General features: G+C 42.8%; 12 protein-coding genes and 2 pseudogenes. 4 read left to right on the top strand and 10 right to left on the bottom strand.

Going from position 1 to position 20,996, the window contains the following annotated elements:
* Nucleotides 1-3: 3 nt before the first annotated feature.
* The 3 genes from MCT08_RS06410 to MCT08_RS18660 form a co-directional block, all read right to left on the bottom strand.
* Nucleotides 4-999 (bottom strand): OmpA family protein, encoded by a 996-nt coding sequence (locus tag MCT08_RS06410; RefSeq protein WP_274678067.1) that lies wholly within the window; start codon nt 997-999, stop codon nt 4-6.
* 147 nt (nt 1,000-1,146) lie between these two features.
* Nucleotides 1,147-1,485 carry a hypothetical protein gene (locus tag MCT08_RS06405; RefSeq protein ID WP_274678066.1) on the bottom strand — a complete coding sequence of 113 codons (339 nt, stop codon included), beginning with the start codon at nt 1,483-1,485 and terminating at the stop codon, nt 1,147-1,149.
* A gap of 744 nt (nt 1,486-2,229) precedes the next feature.
* Nucleotides 2,230-2,352 carry a DUF6538 domain-containing protein gene (locus MCT08_RS18660; RefSeq protein ID WP_356649013.1) on the bottom strand — a complete coding sequence of 41 codons (123 nt, stop codon included), beginning with the start codon at nt 2,350-2,352 and terminating at the stop codon, nt 2,230-2,232.
* 282 nt (nt 2,353-2,634) lie between these two features.
* Here MCT08_RS18660 and MCT08_RS06400 point away from each other — a divergent pair, with 282 nt between their 5' ends.
* Entirely contained in the window at nt 2,635-9,663 is a 7,029-nt protein-coding gene (locus tag MCT08_RS06400) for a VCBS domain-containing protein (protein WP_274678065.1), read from the top strand.
* Between the two features lie 90 nt (nt 9,664-9,753).
* Here MCT08_RS06400 and MCT08_RS06395 read toward each other — a convergent pair whose 3' ends face one another.
* From MCT08_RS06395 to MCT08_RS18615, 4 genes and pseudogenes are all read right to left on the bottom strand, one after another.
* Complete coding sequence (locus MCT08_RS06395; RefSeq protein WP_053312152.1) at nt 9,754-11,067, bottom strand: HlyD family type I secretion periplasmic adaptor subunit; 1,314 nt, start codon at nt 11,065-11,067, stop codon at nt 9,754-9,756.
* Nucleotides 11,060-13,186, bottom strand: coding sequence for an ABC transporter transmembrane domain-containing protein (locus MCT08_RS06390; RefSeq protein ID WP_274678064.1), 2,127 nt, complete (start codon nt 13,184-13,186; stop codon nt 11,060-11,062). Before MCT08_RS06390 ends, MCT08_RS06395 begins: the two co-directional genes overlap by 8 nt.
* Nucleotides 13,183-14,829, bottom strand: coding sequence for an ABC transporter transmembrane domain-containing protein (locus MCT08_RS06385; RefSeq protein WP_053312154.1), 1,647 nt, complete (start codon nt 14,827-14,829; stop codon nt 13,183-13,185). Before MCT08_RS06385 ends, MCT08_RS06390 begins: the two co-directional genes overlap by 4 nt.
* Before the next feature lie 350 nt (nt 14,830-15,179).
* Nucleotides 15,180-15,361 (bottom strand): annotated as a pseudogene (locus MCT08_RS18615) (TnsA endonuclease N-terminal domain-containing protein); the annotation flags it as partial.
* A 531-nt stretch (nt 15,362-15,892) separates the two neighbouring features.
* Here MCT08_RS18615 and MCT08_RS06380 point away from each other — a divergent pair.
* Both MCT08_RS06380 and MCT08_RS06375 read left to right on the top strand, forming a co-directional pair.
* Nucleotides 15,893-16,699: a hypothetical protein gene (locus MCT08_RS06380; RefSeq protein WP_274678063.1), complete on the top strand. Its 807-nt coding sequence runs from the start codon at nt 15,893-15,895 to the stop codon at nt 16,697-16,699.
* A complete protein-coding gene (locus MCT08_RS06375; RefSeq protein WP_274678062.1) occupies nt 16,651-17,268 on the top strand; it encodes a hypothetical protein in 618 nt (205 codons plus the stop codon). Before MCT08_RS06380 ends, MCT08_RS06375 begins: the two co-directional genes overlap by 49 nt.
* A 170-nt stretch (nt 17,269-17,438) precedes the next feature.
* On the opposite strand, the pseudogene MCT08_RS06370 reads toward MCT08_RS06375, so the two are convergent.
* Nucleotides 17,439-17,685: pseudogene (locus MCT08_RS06370) on the bottom strand (transposase domain-containing protein); the annotation flags it as partial.
* Nucleotides 17,673-18,422, bottom strand: a complete 750-nt coding sequence (locus MCT08_RS06365; RefSeq protein ID WP_141652929.1) for a DUF6538 domain-containing protein — start codon at nt 18,420-18,422, stop codon at nt 17,673-17,675. The pseudogene MCT08_RS06370 and the gene MCT08_RS06365, both read right to left, overlap by 13 nt.
* 815 nt (nt 18,423-19,237) lie before the next feature.
* Here MCT08_RS06365 and MCT08_RS06360 point away from each other — a divergent pair.
* Nucleotides 19,238-19,897 (top strand): NAD(P)H-dependent oxidoreductase, encoded by a 660-nt coding sequence (locus MCT08_RS06360; RefSeq protein ID WP_274678061.1) that lies wholly within the window; start codon nt 19,238-19,240, stop codon nt 19,895-19,897.
* Nucleotides 19,898-19,933: 36 nt separating this feature from the next.
* Here the strand turns inward: MCT08_RS06360 and MCT08_RS06355 are convergent, their stop codons facing one another.
* Complete coding sequence (locus MCT08_RS06355; protein WP_274678060.1) at nt 19,934-20,905, bottom strand: LysR family transcriptional regulator; 972 nt, start codon at nt 20,903-20,905, stop codon at nt 19,934-19,936.
* Between the last annotated feature and the right edge of the window lie 91 nt (nt 20,906-20,996).

Here is a 20,996-nt window from a genome sequence, read left to right as displayed (position 1 = left end):
AACCTACTCTTGAAACTGAAAGCTAGGTATGGTGATTTCAACTCTGCGATTTTTAGCTCTACCCTCTGCGGTTGTGTTATCCGCAATTGGATTAGATTCACCCTCACCCCACGACTCAAGTCTCTCTGGGTTTACGCCTAAATCAATAAGCAGGTCCACCACAGCTTGCGCACGGCGTTCAGATAGTGTTTGGTTATAAGCCTCAGATCCTGTCGAATCTGTGTGTCCTACAATAACCGCCTGAGCTTGAGGCTTAGTGCCGAGCACAGAAGCCACCTCGGTTAACAATTGGACAAAATTATCACTGGGCTTGATAGCATCAAAACCCAAACTGCCCCCGATAGTTTTTGCAGAAAATGTCCATGTTTGAGGTTGAGTCTTACTATCGACAGTTTCCTCTTCATATACTGAAATGCTTTCAACAGGAACCGTTTCGACTGGAGCTAATTGCGCCGTAATTCCAAAGGTATAGGCTAGGCTTATCAAAGCCGTATGGCTATCGTATTTGCCTGTGTTTGATTTTCCTATGCTATCAATGTACTGATAGCCTGCTGACAAACTGAGACTAGGAGTAAAGTTATAACTCGCCCCTATTTCACCAAGAGGAGAAAAGCCAGTAGCATCGCTCTTATCTGAAGAACGCTGCGTTTTTTCCATGTTCCAATAGGCTGCACCAAATCGACCGTACAAACTCAGATTGTCTTGTAAATACCAATCATAACGTAGGGTACTTTCAATCAACCACGTTTTAACATTAACCGCGGTGGCATTCGCCTTTAATTCATCGTGATATTGATAGCCTACATCCCAACTCCAAGATGGAGTAAACTGTAATCCGCTATATATACCGAGAATTATGCCTTCTGGATTTGAGTGACTATAATTACCGTCTAGAGCCCATTGATACCCACCTTTCGCTCCAATGAACAATTGAGGAGATTCCGCCGCGGCTAGTACAGACACACTAAATAAACTCGTAAGTAATATTATATTTCTCATAATTTCCTGATAGATATTGTCATTGTCGAACAAGCATCGCTCGCTTATGGGCCTAAATCGACTGGTCAGATTTATTGATTCTGTCACCAATATTTGCGACAAAAACCTATTCTCTGATATGGCTTATCCTGCTTCACTGAATGCGAGTCATGTGAAAAGTCCCTTACTTCTTTTTTGGTGATCAACAGCACTAGAAAGCAAAGCGCCACCAACATTCATTTCTGCTCCTACCATAGCTTCTTGTCTGCCTGCTGGATTTGTGAATCCTTCACGAACCCAACCATAAACTGATGCAGCAAAAGCATACGAGTTTGATGCTTCGCCAGATGAAACTGCGTTTACTAAGTTTTTGTATTGTTTTGCTTTTTCCTTAGACAATCCATGATTATCATGCGAGATTAAATTTTGATTAATAAAATGAACAGCATTAGGGAATGGGTCCAACCTTTTATATTTATTACTAATATTAACAATAATCGAATTCAAATCAGATCTCTCTGCTTGCGTTGATTCAGGGGGGTATTACTTGATATTAATGCAGATGTAATAGCTTTATACATATTTAATCCCTAAGTTAAGATCATACGTGCCAATATATTACACTCCAATAACACAATTAAATTTACACGGACATATTGCAAAAAAGTTTTTTAATAAGTTTGGATGGGTGTTAATGTGGTTTTTATCTCAAAATTTAAAAATTTAATTTATTATTAATTCAATATAACTTTTCCCCTCTGAATCTTAACATTTAAATGCTGCCACTTTCCTTCGACGTTGTTGAAGAGCCCAACGGAGCCGGAAGGTACATTATCCTCATCCACAAAGCTTTTCAATGGAGCAGTAAAAATATGACTGACAGGTTCACAAATATAAAATATTCAACGCCATCACTGACTAACACCTTCATTATATATATTAGACTGACCACCAATACAGAAATAAAGACATTTTCTTTGTCTTATTTACACGAACATCAAAAAAAACACCAAATTCACATTGAGAAACGGCCCCAACAATAAACAAAATTAATAATACAGCCAGCATCAACAATACAACCATTGCATTATTGATAACCGAAAACTCATCTTATTTTCAAAAAATAAGAGAAGAGTTACGTTGCAACGCCTTAATTCACTAAGAACCCAACTAACACTACAATAACGTAAATACAATCAATAGCAATAATAACGCTATTCAATATTAACACATCCGGTGACAATCTTTTTTTTATTGAAAAGCAAGTAAAACAGCATGCTGGTAATCCCTTGTATGCAAGGATCTTTTGAATTCAGTTCGATTAGAGAATTGAGCTTGAAATACTTTGGGGATTTGATAACGAAAGTACCAAATTCCGGATCAGAAGCCCCGTTTCACTCTGCTACTAAATATTGAGAACAACAACTGCTACCCACTCCTTAAATCCAATCTATATGCAAACAAGCTGGCCAGTTAAACGCTGATTATAGTGTTCAAATACATAGTTGTTTGCATCCATTTAGGTGCATTGATGCCTAAAATGGAGAACCATCTCAATTTCCGGTTTTTTCTTTAAAAATTATTTAATTAGCTAGAAAAATCTCTATCTGTGTATTTTACTTAAAATAGTGCAACCACGATTCACGGATGAGAAAAATGGCTAACAAAAAAAACATCGAAACAAACAAGAAAAGTAACGAGCTAGAACAAAAGAAAGCAACACAAAAAAAGAAGCTCAGACTGCATTCGCATCTAAAGGTTAATATCCCTCTTTTTCAATCACTCATTATGATATTGCCGTCATTGGCTAAACACGCATCTGCCGAGGGGGTAGACAATTACAGCAATGAGGCAAATCGAGCAACGGAAAATAGCGTGGCAGAAAAAGACGTCACCGATGACCATGGTAAAGCAAACTCATCGGCGGTTACTCATCAAGAGTCTCCAACGAGTGAAAACCACGTAGGATCAACCTTAAGTGTAAGTCATGCTCCCCATGGTTCGAATTCTCACTTGGTCCCTTCTCATCATTTGTCGACGTTTTCTCACCCGCAAGTCCATTACATTCCTTCGATATCGATGCCAACCATATCCTTAGAAAGTAACGGCCAGCCCACTCATTCAAATAATACGCCTCCGACAACTCCCGCTTCGCCAGTCACCTTTGTGTCAGAGGTAATAAAAGGTGCGTACGGAGAACTCCATGTTGATGCAAATGGTCAATACACATTTGTCCTGAACCCTAACTCTCCTCAATATATTCTGTTAAATCAGAACAAACATGGCACAGACCATTTTGTTTTAAACCTATCTGACGGTTCTAAGATTGTTGTTCAGATCCCAGTGACAGGTAAGCAAGACACGCCGACCATTTCTGGTGATTTAGCAGGTGTGGTAACGGAAGATCACAAAGTTGATTCACACGGTTTGCTACATGCGAACGGCAAAATTGATGTCATTGACCCTGACCAAAATGAAAGTTCGATGAAACCCGAAGTGCTCGCAGGTAAATATGGTTCACTATCCATAGACGCTGATGGACACTGGCAATATCACGTAGATAATTCTCTCTCTAATATTCAAGCGTTAACTTCTGCCACTTCGCTGCACGAAAGTTTCGTCATTCACACTCAAGATGGCACACCGCAAACACTCGATATGACCATTGGTGGCAACGATGATAATGCCGTTGTAACGGGTATCGATACAGGCGTGGTAACGGAAGATGTAACGACACAAATCCAAGGTCAACTTACCGTCAATGACTCAGATCTTGGAGAGAATCATTTTCAAGCCTCACAAATTAATGGTCATTTGGGTACGTTAACTATCACCAAAGATGGTGCGTGGGCGTACGCTCTCGACAACAGTAACCCTGCAGTTCAAAGACTTGCCCAAGGCTCTACTGCGACAGATATCATTACTGTTCATTCTGCCGATGGGACAGCACATCAAGTCACAGTCACGATTACTGGTACTGGAGATGCGGCCACCATTGGTGGAGTGGATACTGGTTCAATAACCGAAAACAGCGCGGGTGTCGACATGTCACCCGACTATGCTCACTCAGGCATCGCCACACTTGGCAATACAACACTCTATGCTGATGGCAAGCTGACCATCACAGACCCTGATGTTGGTGAATCAGGTTTTGAACGCCAAGGCAGCAATGGTTATGACTATCACGGCACCTATGGCGATCTAATCTTACTCACCGATGGCACCTGGCATTACCATGCCGATGCTGGGCATCTATCAGGTATAGGTGCTAGACCCACAACGCGTGGCACTGCAATTGACCAGCTTGGTGAAGGACAAAGCTTAACCGATACGATTACAGTCCATTCAAAAGATGGTACAACACACGATATTGTCATCACCATTCACGGCAGTAACGACAGACCTTACTGTTCATCGGAGGTCGTACTACAAAGTGGCTGTGAAGATACACGCCAAACCTTAACTACTGCGCAACTATTAGCGAATACCGTCGATGTCGATGCCAATGACGCCGGTAAACTAACCATTGAAAACCTCCATGTCGACCATGGTTCCATTCTAAACAATGCCGATGGCACCTTCACCTTTACCCCAGAAAAAGACTATAACGGCGATGTACACTTCAGTTATGACGTTAAGGATGCCCACGGTGGTATGACACACACTGGCGCCAGTACCACTTTAGCGGCGGTACAAGATAATGCTGTTATTGCAGGCATTGATATTGGCAGTGTTACTGAAGACCTAAACCCTCATGCCAGCGTGCAAGGAAACTACGCCTATAAATTGGAGGCTCAAGGCTCATTATCTGCTATTGACCCCGACAAGGATGAATCAGGCTTTGATTTTAAAACCCTTATCTCTGCAGCAATGCACCCAGAGTGGCGGCCATATTCTTCATCGCTGGGTGGCCAATTGGCAATTGACCCAAAAGGAAACTGGAATTACTACATAGATAACCGCAAACCTGAAATCCAACACTTAGGTAAAGGCGAAACCTTAACGGATACCGTGACGGTGCATTCTAAAGATGGCACCACCCACGATATCGTCATTACCATCCACGGCACTAATGACGCCCCCACAGTATCAAGTGAGGTACAGTTAAACTCAGGCAAGGAAGACTCTGTTCAAACCATTACTGCGGCTGATTTGCTGGCGCATGCAACCGATATTGATAATAACGACCAAGGTCAGCTTACCGTCGCCAACCTTATTGCTAACCATGGCTCCATTCGAGACAACCAAGACGGAACCTATACGTTTACGCCAGAAAAAGACTACAACGGAGTTGTACAATTTAATTATGATGTCATAGATCGCCACGGGGGAATTACACACACAGGCGCAACGATTAATTTAGTTGCTGTCAATGATGCTTCAGTACTTGCAAGTGAGTTATCTAGCAACGAAGTGATTGAAGATCATCTTAGCGGTTCCTCTACTCATACGTTAACTTCTTATTGGAAAAACCTTGATATTACTGATACCGATGGTCAAACAGATGCACAAATTGTCAAAATTGAAGTTAATGGTGTTGAGCATAACGTCCCCGCTAATTTTGCAATAACCTTACAGGGTGCTCACGGTTCATTTGTCACCACTCATGGCGTTGATGGACATAATAAATGGCGTTATGTTGCAGATAATAATCACACTGAAATTCAACAATTAAAAGATGGTCAAAGTCTCACCGATCACATGACATTGATCACCGCAGATGGCACTCGTATTCCTATTACAGCGACGATTATAGGCACAGAGGATCACGTCATTATCGATACTCCTGATTCGTTAACAGCATCAATAGGCACTGCTATTGAAGATAAAAAAAACTCCCTATCGGGCACATTACAGGCACACGATGTTGATAAAGATGATAGCGTGCATTTTCAGACGCAGAATTTAACCGGTAATTTTGGCAGTTTCAGTGTCGCTAAAGATGGTACTTGGCATTACCAATTAGATGCTACCAAAGCACAGCACTTAACTGCGGGACAAAATCAAGCAGAAGGATTTGATATTGTTGCTATTTCAAGTGATGGGTCTAAAGCAACACACCATATTCAAATTAATGTACAAGGTAGCAACGACTCTGCGATTATCGCAGGTGTCGATACTGGCAGTGTCATCGAAAACAGCGCGGGTGTCGACATGTCACCTGACTATGCGCAACCAGGCATAGCCACACTTGGCAATACAACACTCTATGCTGATGGTAAGCTGACCATCACAGACCCTGATGTTGGTGAATCAGGTTTTGAACGCCAAGGCAGCAATGGTTATGACTATCACGGCACCTATGGAGATCTGATTTTACTCACCGATGGCACCTGGCATTACCATGCCGATGCTGGGCATCTATCAGGTATAGGTGCTAGACCCACAACGCGTGGCACTGCAATTGACCAGCTTGGTGAAGGACAAAGCTTAACCGATACGATTACAGTCCATTCAAAAGATGGTACAACACACGATATTGTCATCACCATTCACGGCAGTAACGACAGACCTTACTGTTCATCTGAAGTTGTGCTTGCAAATGGCAGTGAAGATACACGCCAAACCTTAACCACTGCGCAACTATTAGCGAATACCGTCGATGTGGATGCCAATGACGCCGGTAAGCTAACCATTGAAAACCTCCATGTCGACCATGGCTCTATTCTAAACAATGCCGATGGTACGTTTACGTTTACCCCAGAAAAAGACTATAACGGCGATGTGCATTTTAGCTATGACGTTAAAGATGCACACGGTGGTGTGACCCACACCGGTGCAACCACCAACTTGGCTGCGGTTAACGATAATCCTGATGTAATGCCTTTAACAGACAGTGTCAGTGAGGGGGCCGATAATCATCACACCCTCAATCTGCTAGTAGGTGCCACAGACAAAGACGGCGACGCTTTAACTATCAGTCACCTTGAATATGCCATCGATGGTCAACCTCAGTCGGGCCAACTTCCAACGGGCATTACCTTAGATGCTGATGGGCATACGTTAATTGTTGATGCCACTGATCCCGCATTTAATCATTTGGCAAATGGTCAGTCGCAACAAATCGCTATCACTTATCAAGTAGAAGATGGCCATGGTGGAAGTACGCAACAAACCGCCACGCTTACGATTGCCGGGACAGATGATAAAGCCAAACTGGTTTCTAATGTCATTCAGCTCACTGAAACACAAGCGCTGGATAGTGAATTTAAATCCTATAGAGGCCAGCTTCAGCTAATTGACCCTGATAGTGGTGATAACACTCAGTTTGTTTTTAGCGGGAAGTATTTAGGTCAAGGGTTTGAGCCTGGTCACCTTGATGTTTGGCCTAATGGCACTTATCAATTCAGATTAGATGCTGGTACCAATCGTCATGCGGATGAGCTCATTGGTAGCCTACATGCTGGCGAGTCGATGGAACTTCCCTACGAAGTCGAAACCAGTGATGGTCAAAAGCTCACCATTATGGTGAAAGTGACCGGTGAAGATAACCAAGCAAAAATTGCAGTGACGCCCTACTCCAGCCTAAATAATCATGTTTACGAAGATCATACTTCCTTTGGCAATACCACCAATCAGCTCAGCAGTGGTGGCACGTTACAGGTCATTGACCCGGATCACGACCAAGCCGGTTTTATTGCACAAACCATCACCACCGCCGAAGGTGGTCGGTTCAATATCAACGCACAGGGCCATTGGTCATACAACATTGATAATGATAAAGTCCAACATTTAGGCGCTGGGGAAAGCTTCCAGCAAACCTTTACCGTTGAATCTATTGATGGCAGTGCTAAAAAAGATATCACAGTGACCGTTCATGGCACCAATGATGTGCCAGTTGCGTCAGCTGAAGTACGTTTAGCGAATGGCTTGGAAGATAGCAAAATAGTCCTCACCCCAGCACAGCTACTGGCCAATTCTAGCGATGTTGACGACAACGATATTGGCAAATTATCCATTGAAAACCTACAGGCTGACCACGGTGCTATTGCCTTAAATACCGATGGCACGTTCACTTTTACCCCAGAGAAAGACTACAACGGCGATGTACACTTCAGCTATGACGTTAAGGATGCTCACGGTGGTGTGACCCACACCGGTGCATCAACAACACTCTCAGCAGTAGGCGATGCAGCGATCTTCGCCGGAGATAAAAGCGGTCAAATAACAGAAGATCGCCATGTACAAGGTGATGCCCAACATACGATATTTGTCACTGGCGTGTTGAATGTTATCGATCCTGATGCCGGTGAAGATCATTTTTACGACACTCGTAATGCCCATGCGCTCAGTGATCCCTATGGCGGTCACCTGACCATTGGAAAAGCCGGTGATTGGGCTTATTCGGTTCCCAATGCCAATATTCAACACTTAGCGGCAGGGCAAGTCGAGCAGGTTCAATATGAAGTAACGACTGCTGGCGGTGATAAGCAGGTTATTACCCTCTATGTCCATGGTACTAATGATAAACCAATAATTTCTGAAGTTATCGCAGGTGCACATAACATTGATGAAGATGCTGCAAATGCGACCTCTGGGCAAATTATTATCAGTGATGTTGATCATAGCGATCAACATGCTGTAAGCATTGACTCACAGCATCCACCACAATATGGCTCTGTCAGTTATAACAACAATAGCCAAACTTGGGTTTACACCCTCAATAATAATAATGCCAAAGTAAATGCATTAAATGATGGTGATAAGTTAACGGATAAATTTTCAATATTAGTGGATGATGGCCATGGAGGTGTCACCCAACAAGAGATCGAAATGAGTATTAATGGTCACAGCGATATTCCCCCTATGCCGACTTTGGTTGCACCAGCACAAATATCGGGTAGTGCTGGACATCAAGATTTACATGCCTCAATCGGTTTCCCTCCGATTATTCACCAAGGAACGCCTACGCCGATGACAGGCTGGGGAATATCAGATCACCACGGACATTCTCTCACTGCATTACACGGTCAATTTGGTACTTTGCATGTCAATCCTGCAACGGGAGAGTTGAGTTACGATTACCAACAACCTTCATCAGGCGTCGTTAAGACACATACAGGAGGCTCTTACGGTAATGGTACAGACGAAACCGACTCCTTTGTTTTGACGTTAGGGGGTAATCAAAATTCACAAGTCGCGGTGCACCTACATCTACATTCACAATCAGTGCATGGAAACAGTGGTCATCATATCGACCAAACAACCTTAACGGGTATGGATATAGCACCGATTAATTCTCCTGCCCCCGCTGCTACTGTGCAACATGATGAACCAGATGTACAAGAAGCAACCACAGATGAATTTAGCGTTGATATTATCATCGATGATGATAGCGTTAGCAGTTACCTAAGCGAAGATACGAATGAGGAAATACAAGGCGAACATGCAGATTCATCGTCAGTCACAGGTGCAGTGGCGTACCTTGATGCACTGGGTATTAACCCTACTCAACAACTGACAGGGAACGATGAACAGCACTCACCTGCTGACATGGATCTTGTTTGGGCGCAAAGCGAGCAAGCAACACTCGTTGATGAACATGGTATACATATTGATGTTTCTGATGCTCTTTCTGATCAAGATCACCAACAAAGTGACCATCATAGCCGTGACCATGACGAAAACTATGGTGATCAGCAGCATCAAATTGATAATTTGCCTGAGATTGATCCAAATAGTTAAAATGACAGCTTGTAAAAACGAAAAAAGGAACGCACAGTTGCGTTCCTTTTTTTCACTCATTTATCCAGTAAAGGTTATCTCCCCCCTTTTTTAACGCTCACCAAATGCAACACTCACATTGGTATAAATTGGTTTCCACAAATATTGGAATACTGATTTTTCACCCGTTGTGATATCTACCTCACCGGTCATCCCTGGTAAAATAGCAAATTGTTCTGGGTTATCATGAAAATAACCTTTATCAACCGCAATCACGACATCATAAAAAATATTGCCCTTTTGATCTTGGGAAGTGGTTGGAGAGATACTCTCTACAAGCCCTTTTAACGCACCAAAACGGCTATAATCAAAGGCATCAATTTTAACCCTAGCAGGTTGCCCCACTCTAACAAAGCCGATATCACGCGGTGAGAGTTGCGCTTTAAAGTCGGCTTTTCCACCAATAGGGACAATTTCAACAACGGTCCCTCCCGGTTGAATCACGCCACCATCTTGTGTATTGGGCAGGCTTTGAACCAGCCCCTGCAGCGGTGACACCAACATGGTGTTTGTTAATTTCGCCTGACTTGAACGTACTCTCGCATTCAGTGCTGACAAATCAGAAACAGCTTTAGAACGGTCATCACTGACTTTAGCTTTCGCTTCAGCAAGAAGCTGTACAATTTTTTGATCATTACTGTCGGCTTGTCTAATCAATACCGATTTCTTACCGCGAGCTTCCTCAATTTTCTGCTCGATACTGGCCAACTTCTGGCGCATTTCAAGTACTCGTAAGCGTGAAATGTTGCCCGCTTCATACCCCTTTTCAAGTATGTTCAACTCTTGCTCAGTGGCATTCAACTCTCTTTCATAACTCGGTAAGGACTTTTCTACGCTACGAAGCTGCTCTGCAATTTGCTCGCTCTCTTTTTCAAGCACCACGCGTTTTTGGAAATAAAGTGCTTTTTGTGCGTTCAACTGCGCTTTTTGCTGGCTGACGATCTCTGGGTAATCCACCTCAAATTCAGCTAGATTTGGCTCACGTTCCTCGAGAAGCGCATTCATACGCTCCACACTGGCTAGAAGCGTCACTTGTTGAGATTTAAGCTCTTCAAGCGCAGTACGTTGGAAGGTGGCATCAAACTCAACAAGTGGCTGGCCTTTCTCAACAAGTTGTCCTTCTTTAACTAGAATTTGCTTTAACTTACCACCGATTTCGCTTTGTAATACTTGTTTCTCACCTTCTGGAATTACAGCACCTTTAGCTTTAGCAATTTCATCAACTTGTGTCACCACAGACCAAATGACAAATGCTATGACACATAAGGCAACCGACCATGTCGCCAGCGCCAATGTACGAGCCGTATTTTGTGATTCAACAAGTTCACCATAGCGCTTGCCTGTCTCAATAGGTTGTTTAGCCATTAGTGACTCCTTGCATAAACTCTTGTTGGCCTGTCTGTTGATCAGCTTGGGGCTGTGCAGGTTCTATTGGCCCGGCATAAACCACTGCTCCTTCATTTAACACCACAACTTTATCAGCAAGCTTGATTAAATCCGGATCGTGGGATGTGTAAATCACGGTTGCTTTTCCTTTTTTCGACTGCACAAACTCACCAAATATACGTTTAGCATTTGGATAAGCATCAGGCACAGGATTATCCATTAAGAACATTGGGTAGTCATAAACCAGCGCTTTCGCGTCAATGAGGATCTGCGCGACGCTGCCAGACAGCATGTCAAAAAGGCTATCCGGTTGAATGCTACTGATCGACGTATCGAGCCCACCTGACAATGTCTCGAACCAACGCTTTCCGCCCACCATTTCAATCGCAGAGATCATTTTCTGGTCTTCAATTTTGTGCCCATCGTTTAACCACTCTCGTATACTTAATGTCAGTAAGTCTGGATAAGCAGCTCGAATGAAACACCAATGGCGATATAGCTGCGGGTCATATTGAGCAAGGTTAACCCGATTAAGCTCAACGATACCATTTTGAATAGGTTGTAATCCGGAGAAAACTTCTATCAGCGTTGACTTACCACTACCAGAAGGTCCTGTGATCGCTACAATTTCGCCGGCTTCAATGTCAAAACTCACACCACTCAATGCGGGGCGACTCTGCTTGGGATAACGCAGTGTCACTTGGTCTAATTTCAAGTTAGGGGCTGTCGACGGCAACGGGTGATGCTGATAACTGAATTCACGCTCAGATGGCTGAGACAAAATGCGGTTCACCTGCAACTTGGATTGATTAAAGCTATTGAAACGCATCGCGCTGTTCGTCAATACCTGAGCTGGCCCCGTCACTTTAGATATCAACATCATGGATGCGATAAGCCCCCCTGGCGTCATAACCTCTTCAAAAATAAGGCCTATTCCTAACCCCATCACAGCTAGTGTCGAACCCACACCAATGAAATAATACATGGAGGTGTATCGGCTTTGTAAAACCGACTGATTAAACGTCACGGTTGACGCAAGAAGGTTGGCCTTTTTAAAACGTTGTATCCAATGTTGTGATAACCCGGCGCTGCGAATAAAAACGAGTTTTGATGAAAGCTCATTGACCATGTTTTGACGATTGGTACCAGCAACCGTTGATTGCATTGAGCGCTTACTACTTGAACGTATCGAGCGTTTCGCTAACAGGTAATACAGAACTAAAGAGACGACAGGAACCAGCACCAACCACCCACCTAAAACACCTATCGCAAGTACAAAAATAACAATGAATGGCAGATCAAACAGCGCATTTCCTAATGGCCCTGATAACACACCTGAAATACGTTCCGACAGCATCATTTGGTTTTGCTGACTAGAAGAGGCTGTTTGCTGATTTTGAACATAGCTATTTCGAAGCAGACGCAGCACAAGGGATTGAGATATCTCTCGGCTTACTCGGTTCGAAACCGAAGCAAACACTCGGCTGCGTAATGTTCTTAACCAGCCCATCATCACAAACAAAAGACCTGCACCAATCGCGATACCTTGAAGCTCATGACCTGCATCTCCACCAATCACGTGGTCATAGATCGACATCGTGATGAACGGCACGGCAAGTGCGAACAAGTTGGTGATAAAACTGACCAGCAACAATTTAGGAATAATGGGCCGAAACGCATGTAACCGTTCACCAACCCAGTCCGGAGAAGCCTTCTCCAATGGTACGCCTTCTATAACGATACAAAATTGGGGAGTCCCCGTAAGGTCGTCGTTGTCATCAAAAGCAATAAACCGCTTCGATTCTAAATAACCTGAAACCAACTCATTTTCACCAAGTACCAGTAAGACTAATTTATGGTCACCCACCTCATTGAGATTGGCAACCAATCGATATGGTAAAGCAAGCCTGTCAAACAGAGCAAACATATCATCGATTGATTCCATGCCATTCTCATCGACCCATTGATGTGCGAACAATTGGATATTAGCGTTAACTTCCAACTGCTTAAGAGCTGAAAGGCTCTCGGTCTCTAAATGGTTCCTCACCACTTCTCTGCCATTCGTATCAGTGCGGCTACTAGTATCTAAACGATTCATACGACGGCCTCCTGATTGCTTTCACTTTCGACCGTCCTGGCTCGACTTTTCACTGTAATGATTCGATTAGCAAGCTCGCGAAGTTTCAAATGATAGCTCACCATCATTATCGTGCGTCCTGCCGACACTTCTTCTTCCAACACCTTGGCTAGGTTTCCAAGAGCGACTAAATCAAGTGAAGCGTCCGGCCTTTCTAACATGATAATGGGCTTGTCACTTGCCAGTTGAGTCGCGATAGTGAGCATTTTTACATTACCCATGCTCAATAAGGACGCACTCGTATGACCAATTTGTGTCTCTAGCCCATCTGGTAATCGAGTAATTGCTTTGTTTAAACCCAAACGCTTAGCATAGTCACTGGCGCTTTGTGTTCTTTCAGGATCAAAGCCACACAAGTTGTCGAGAATAGTACCTGACACTAATTGCCCCTTAACGCCACAGTAAGCTGCAACTCTAGTGACGGACTCTATTGTAACTTTCGCTCCGTTAATAAAGCACTCACCTTCTTGCAAATCATCAACACCTGCTATCGAAGACAACAAATGACTGTTGGTGTGTCGGTCTTCACTTTCTAACAATACCAGCTCACCTTTATTCAGTGTGATATCTGCATGAAAGAGTTCACCGTATCTTTCAATGGTCGCTTGCTTGATTTCCAACGTATCAAAGCCAGATAAATGGACCTCAGATTGCTCAAAATCTGAAGACTCAGCTATAGACAAGTCACTCAACTTTTCTATTGCCTGATTGGCACTGTGTATTGAATTGAGCTTGATTCGAACCCCAACCAGAGCACTTAACGGTGCAACCGCTCTGCCCGATAAGATAGAACATGCTGCCAACCCACCTGTGGTTAACTGACCATCTAACACCCACAAGCTGCCCGTAATCACAAGTAAAACTGACGTCGCTAATGCGGCAAGTTGAATACACTCTTGAGCGAAGGCGTTCTGTTCTTCTTCTCTCGCTTTAGACTGAGAGCGAACATTATTGAGGGATTTAAACTGATTGAAGATTCGAGATTCAACGGCCTGGCGTTTGATTCCCTGAATGGTTTGGCTCAGTAAAATCAAGAACGCTTTGCGCTCCTGCTCATCTTGAGAAGCTTCTTCACTTAAGCTTTTTACGCGAATAGAAGATAACCAGACAATTCCGAGAGTAATAAGCCAAACTGCCAAAGGTATCGCCACTAACTCACCACCGATGTAAGCCACCAACCCCAAGAAGATCAATGCAAAAGGCAAATCAATAAAGCCGGCGATCACCCCACCGGAATACCAATCTTTAACTTTGGATACGGAGCCCAGCCCCTCTTCCACTCCGCCAACACCAATATGGCGAAGATGGCCAGAAGACGCGGTCGTCACCCTTTCAACCAAGGTTTGATAGGTCGCTTTCTCGGTGTTACTGGCCGCAGCAGACAAAAGCCAAGTTCGCACAAACCGGATTAATGCTTCCATAGCGACAGCCAACGTCGCACCCGCTAATAACAGAGTGGCAGTCCCGTAACTCTGGTTAGGTAAGATACGATCGTAAATTTGTAAAACCGTTAGCGGAACAGCGAGAGAAAGAAGATTTATGAGCAAAGAAGGCAGTAGGACTTTCCCCACCACCCCTTTGTTTTTCATTGAACTTACGGGCATACACAATCCTTATCCATGCTTATGAAATAAGATTGGTACAGACTATTAGGTTATGCAAGGTAAAGGGCTGATTTAATTTGATTTTAAGACACTGGTAAAAACAATAATTTCTATCAAACCATATAACCTAAACTGCACGCTATCAGTGAGTAAGTTACAACAAGAAACATTTAACTTTAGGTCGTTCTGTTCAAATCAAGGTTTTTAATATTAGAACTTCGTTTAGATTAGAAAATGTATGTAAGACTCATATTAACAGATTGCGAATGAGCTTTGATCCTAAATGATATTGGGACTGGGCTAGCCACGGAAGCTAGCTCAATGGAGGCTTAGGATTGAAACCCTAAACCATTAAAGTAGTAATAAAAACCATGTGGCTGATATATGTACCCTTTTACATCAGGGTTGTATTCATGATGAAAACAAAAATCGGACTCTAAAATAGAGAGGGGGCGAACAACAGCATCATTTTTCAAGCTCATAAACTTGCAGATGTTGTGAACGTGAGAGGATTTTTTGTTTGGTCATACATAGTATGTGTGTCATTCCGTTGTAAACCCACAACAAAATATAGACTATGCTGACTTATAGTTAGTGCGAATTTGCTAAATACTTTGCAATTTATGCTAAGTTATTTTGCAAACATCAGCATTCCGCCAAAGACATAAAACTCCCGTCTTTAGCAAAGTATTCCGACACATCGAGCCGATTAAAGACATTGTAGAGCATGTTGTAAATCGAGCAACATCTTATCGTTATGAATGTAAATAAAAAATTCCTTCCGAACCAAACTTTAAAGATCGTTAATTTTTTGCGACAAGCCCCTGAAAATGAAGCCTTAAAAAAATCAGTTTTAGTGAAAATACCACAAGAAGAGTAATGTTATTTGAAAACTCCGGCAATTTAGTGTGGAATCTAATAAAAGCGTTTTTCTAGTACTTAAGTCTTTAGTCAAAGGCTCTCAATTTATTTCCTTTTAATTCTGATGACAAAACAATTAATAACTAATTAGTATCGGTTGAAAATTTTCGTAAATGTTAAATCAAAAATTAAAGGCGTATAAATGTTTGTATCACCTCGATCTAGACAACATCTACATACTGTTTATAAATCAGTTGATGAGCCAAAACGAAATAGTGGAGAAGTGGCAAGTAACCACGAAGCGTATGAAAACAATATGCAAGTAATACTGAATACTTTAAAACGACATGGGGTTTCGTTTAGCAAAAATTATTTAAAAAAGGAGCGATTCACAGTTAGTGAGTCTGAATTAAAAGGGCTAGAAAAGATAATAATTCCCCATGAAGATTCTTTTTTTACTGACTTACGCAGTGGAGAGCAATTTCTTATGGATAAAGGAAGGTTGTTAGCGCTTGCTAAAGATATAACGACTGCTAGAGGTGTAAAGACTACCGACTTTGAGTTGAAAGAGGTCACAGCAGGTAAACTCCATACAAAACCTCTTGAGGGACAAGATTATGAGAAAGGTGCCCCTTTTTTCCTAAGCTATAAAACGAAACATTGTGATTTCCCTGGTGCTGTGGGAGGAAATTATCCTATTGCGGAATATCTATCCAATCAAGGTACTTCTGTAGAGATATTCAATAGCTCTGGTGATTATGTTGGTCACTACAATATTTGGCAACAAGATAATGGTGATTTTTGTATCGGTACCATTGCCATGATTGATAATCATGGTTATAGCCAATTTAGCCATAAGGAACTCAGGCAGTTAATTCTGACTCAAGGCATTCGCTGCTACAAAATAATGAGCGAGCACAAAGGGTTTCGATTGGTATGGGTGGGCACAACCTTAGAAACATGTTTCCCTCAAAGTTTGCAAAGAATACTGACGGTTTTTTCACATTAGGTGAATTGAGACATGCTGACCTGAGTTCAGTATGCCAGGATAAGATTAATCATCTAGAAAGAATTACTGATTATGAAGTGCGTAAAAAGAGCCCTGTCATTACTGGACAGTATGAAATTGGCATGATGCCAGATCAACGAAAAGACTTTAAAAATGCCTTAGTCGTTGTCGATAGAAATAAATTAGAAGGACGAACGAAAATATTGGAGAACATCGAACAAACGAAGAATCAGCCTTCATCAAACGCAACAATTGAGGAGCAAAGCGTATCCAGAAAATCTCAACGGAAGAAGGCATATAAAAACAAAATGAATCAACGAGCACTTATTGAAGAATTACTAAAAAAGCAATCCATACAAGAATGTGAGTGTAGCTTAGTTGAGGTAAATGGGATGCATGCATTACTTCGAGTTGATAATCCCTCTAATCGGAAACAAATAAAACAAAGGCTTCAAAAAGCTCAAGGACTACAAGTTGAAAATGGGTTAAGATATGATGAGTTAAGAGTCCAGTTACCATATGTTACTGAGCTTTCAGTAAGAGACCCAAATAGGTCATCAGGTACATAAATGAACCGCACCAAAGCTTAGTCGCGAAGGCCACCCGTAAGTTCAAATGTACGACAGACAGCAAGCATAGGCTCGTCTTTAAATCGACTCATTGACTTTCAAGCGTCAACACAGATACCGCCAACTAAGGCGGTATCTGTTATTCGAGTAGGATTTTGCTACGAGGAGGGTTATTCGGTTTGTGGCATGTTCCAAGGAAGCAGATGACGATGAGCATCACTGCATTTCAACTTAGGGATTTCTCGTAGTACGTATTCCAGATACTCATAGGGTTCGCAGTCGTTCGCTTTTGCCGTTTCGACGAGACTGTACAAGACGGCACTGGCACTAGCACCATTGTGAGTATTCTAAAGAGCCAGTTGTTCCGCCCTACCGTGAACGTTCCGCGCGATTGTTATCCAGACTTAATCGACCATCCAAGTTAACCGTACCATTACAAGTTTTTCAGTTATGGAATGTGTGCATTCCCAATAATCTTCGGTCTTGAAATCATCGGACAAGGGCAGAAAAGTACCTGACTCGTACTCCTGTATCGCCTGAAGGACAGCCTTCGCCCCTTTAAGATTGAGTGAGTCAAGGCAACATTGATAATCTCGGTAAAATTGCCCCATGGCCATGTGGATGTTCTTCTTGTCTTCACGATAGTGCAACGTGTCCAAGTCAAGATCATGGTCATCCAACGAAACCATCTCCTCTGCGATGTCTATTGGATTCGCATCACGTGGATAGATTGACTCAATTATCTCGATAGATGGGGTGTCGCTGTCTTTTTTGCGCAGTTCAATGCGCTGTCTTTGCGCTCTCAGTAGGTTGGGCTTTCGCTCAAGCAATTGGATATAAGTCGTCAACTTAGTGAGAGTTTGCCGTTTGATGGTATTTAGGTACTTCGAAATGTAAGCATCATCCAAAGATGAGTGATTAGGCATTGCGCTTCTCATCTTACGTCCACCACTGCTGTGTTTTTCTAACAACTCCATTCTCTCCCAAAGTACCTGCTGCATTTTAGATGCTTTTAATCTAGCAGTAGAGAGTGAACGAGTGGATAGCGATTTCTTTATTTCACGTCCATTTGGGGAAAAAGATCGAAATCGGGCGGGAATTTGATAACGGAAGTACCAAATACTTGAAGAAGAATGTTGAGTAAGATAGCGCATGTTTAGTACCACTATTTAGTACCAATTGGCTTTCCGAGCTATATTTAATGGGTAATTGCTTGATAAGTAAGGATAAAGCAGTAGAAGTGTCGCTAAAACCATAAGATGTCCTAACGCTCCATTACAAATCAATTCATTACCAACATAGTAAAACCATATAGTGTCCTAATATGAAAACATAAGGTGTCCTATTTTTTGCTTCGGCTTAATCCTGATAAATGCCGTGAAAGAAAACCACTTACAGATTCAGGCTGAAGTGTAGTAGAAAAAACACACCTCTCGGTGATTACACGACCAACCAGACAACAAGACTAACCACGCCACAGCCAAAAGCCCAGAATCGTAAGAAGGTTCTGGACAGAAATGTTTCAGCTCGACCAGACTGAAACGAAGATGGACAAAAACCATTTACGTAAAATCGAACATTAGCAATCAATTAATAAGTTTAGGTATGGCAAGCCGCTTAACTTGGCGTCCAATTTTGTCCGAGTAGACCACATCATTATTAGCTTTGATTGTTACCAACGGGGAGTCCACATAAGCTGTCTTGCTGCCTCAACTACTCCCACTTTCTCTGCTAGCTTCAAACTAAATTCAAGTGAATAGATAATACGTTTCTTATTGCTTGTCATGATTCACCTCGTTAGTGATTGTATTCACTTACCTTAGTGTCCAAAACTAGTGGTGCAGACCATAGATTACTCAAAAGAAATTATGGACAATTTTATCCATAATGATTGGTCAAAATAGCTCTGTTTCTGTTTCCGCGTGATAGGTAATATGCACCGCATCGGTAACGCAATGAGGAATTATCCATGTCACATCCAATCATCCAAGATTTAAATCGTCGCTACACAGCGAAAAAATATGATGCAAGTAAGCGCATTTCACCACAAGATATGGATGTAATCAAAGAAGCAATCCGTTTGTCAGCGTCTTCGATCAACTCACAACCATGGAAGTTCATCGTGATTGAGAGCGATGAAGCGAAGCAACGTTTTCACGATACTTTCGCGAATATGCACCAGTTTAATCAACCGCACGCGAAAGAAGCGTCACACATTATTTTGTTTGCGCACAACCCGAAGTTTACCAAAGATGATTACCGCAAAGTCGTCGATGTGGAAGTCTCTTCAGGTCACTTACCAGCAGACATGTATGACAACATGCTCAATGGAGCATTCGGATTTGCTGAGTCACAAACCGATGAAGTTGGCTTTAATGGCCACTGGACTAAAGCGCAAACCTACATTGCTCTAGGTAATACTCTGCATGTATTGGCACGCCTTGGCATTGCTTCAACACCAATGGAAGGCGTCGATCCTGAAATGATCGGCAAAATCTTCGAGAAAGAGCTTGGTGGCTACGTATGTGAGTTTGCACTGGCGATGGGGTACCACCTTGAAGGTCAAGACTATAACTACGGTTTGCCTAAGTCTCGCCTTGCAGCAGAAGATGTTCTGGTTACCTTGTAATTAAGAGCACAAGATAGAATCACTAAGCCACCCGAGTCATTCAGCGAGGGTGGTTTTTTTATCTTCATTCAACGGAGTTTTGTTTTCGAGATACGCAAACCAGCGTGGTGGGTTACCTATGTACGCCTCTACTGCGCTTATAAACGTTTGAACCAGCCGAGTTTGTTTACGGTGCGGATAGAGGGCGTAAATAGCGATATCCTGAGTGACAATGTTATGCTTCGGAAAAAGCTGTACCAATCCAAGCTCAGAGAGCGATTGCGACAGGTTTGAGGCATCAATACAAGCATAACCCACGCCATCTCTGACTGCTTCAATCAGGGTGCGCACATCATTAACCCGATAGCGTCCTTGCATCTTGTACTCTTGATAATCCTCGTCATTGGCAATTTCATTGATAGTAAAAGTATCCAAAGTGACATCATTATTGCTGTAGATCACCGCTGGCAAAGCATTGAGTGCCTTCGGCGAGGTCGGCAAACCATACTCTTTAACAAAGCAGTTTGCAGCCACCAAGATAAAGTGAGATTTGGCGATAGTTTTGGCGATCAGGCTTGAGTCTGACAATTTACTCAAGCGAAAAGCGAGATCGTAATGATCAGAGATAATGTCTGATTTTCTGTCGTCTAACGAATGGTGGATCTGCACATCGGGGTGGGCGCGCATAAACTCGGTGATCACTGGCAGTAAATATTGATGACCAAAGTAACTGGGCGACGTGATACGCAAGACCCCTTTGGGTTTTGCCTGATAGGCATCTGCGGAGAGTTGGATCTCTTGCAAGGTATTGCGCAGAGTTTGTCCGTAGCGGAAGATTTCCTCACCAGCTGAGGTCATTGAAAATGAGCGCGTAGAACGATTCAGTAGCTGAACGCCCAGATCGCTCTCAAGGCGCTTGAGCTTTTTAGAGAGCGAGGAGCTATCCATTTCATTGAGCGCTGCCGCTTTGGAAAACGAGCCTTGCTGAACGACATCGACAAACAGCAAAATTTGGTTGGAGTTGACCATGATATTCCTATCAAATAAGGGGGGATAGCCAGAACACAAGAGTTCATTAGATGTACTGATCCATACGCGATCTGACAGTTTTGATGGTGCG

The sequence above is a fragment of the Vibrio aestuarianus genome, from assembly GCF_028858425.1.
Classification (GTDB): domain Bacteria; phylum Pseudomonadota; class Gammaproteobacteria; order Enterobacterales; family Vibrionaceae; genus Vibrio; species Vibrio aestuarianus.
This window is presented reverse-complemented; position numbering and strand designations above follow the sequence as displayed.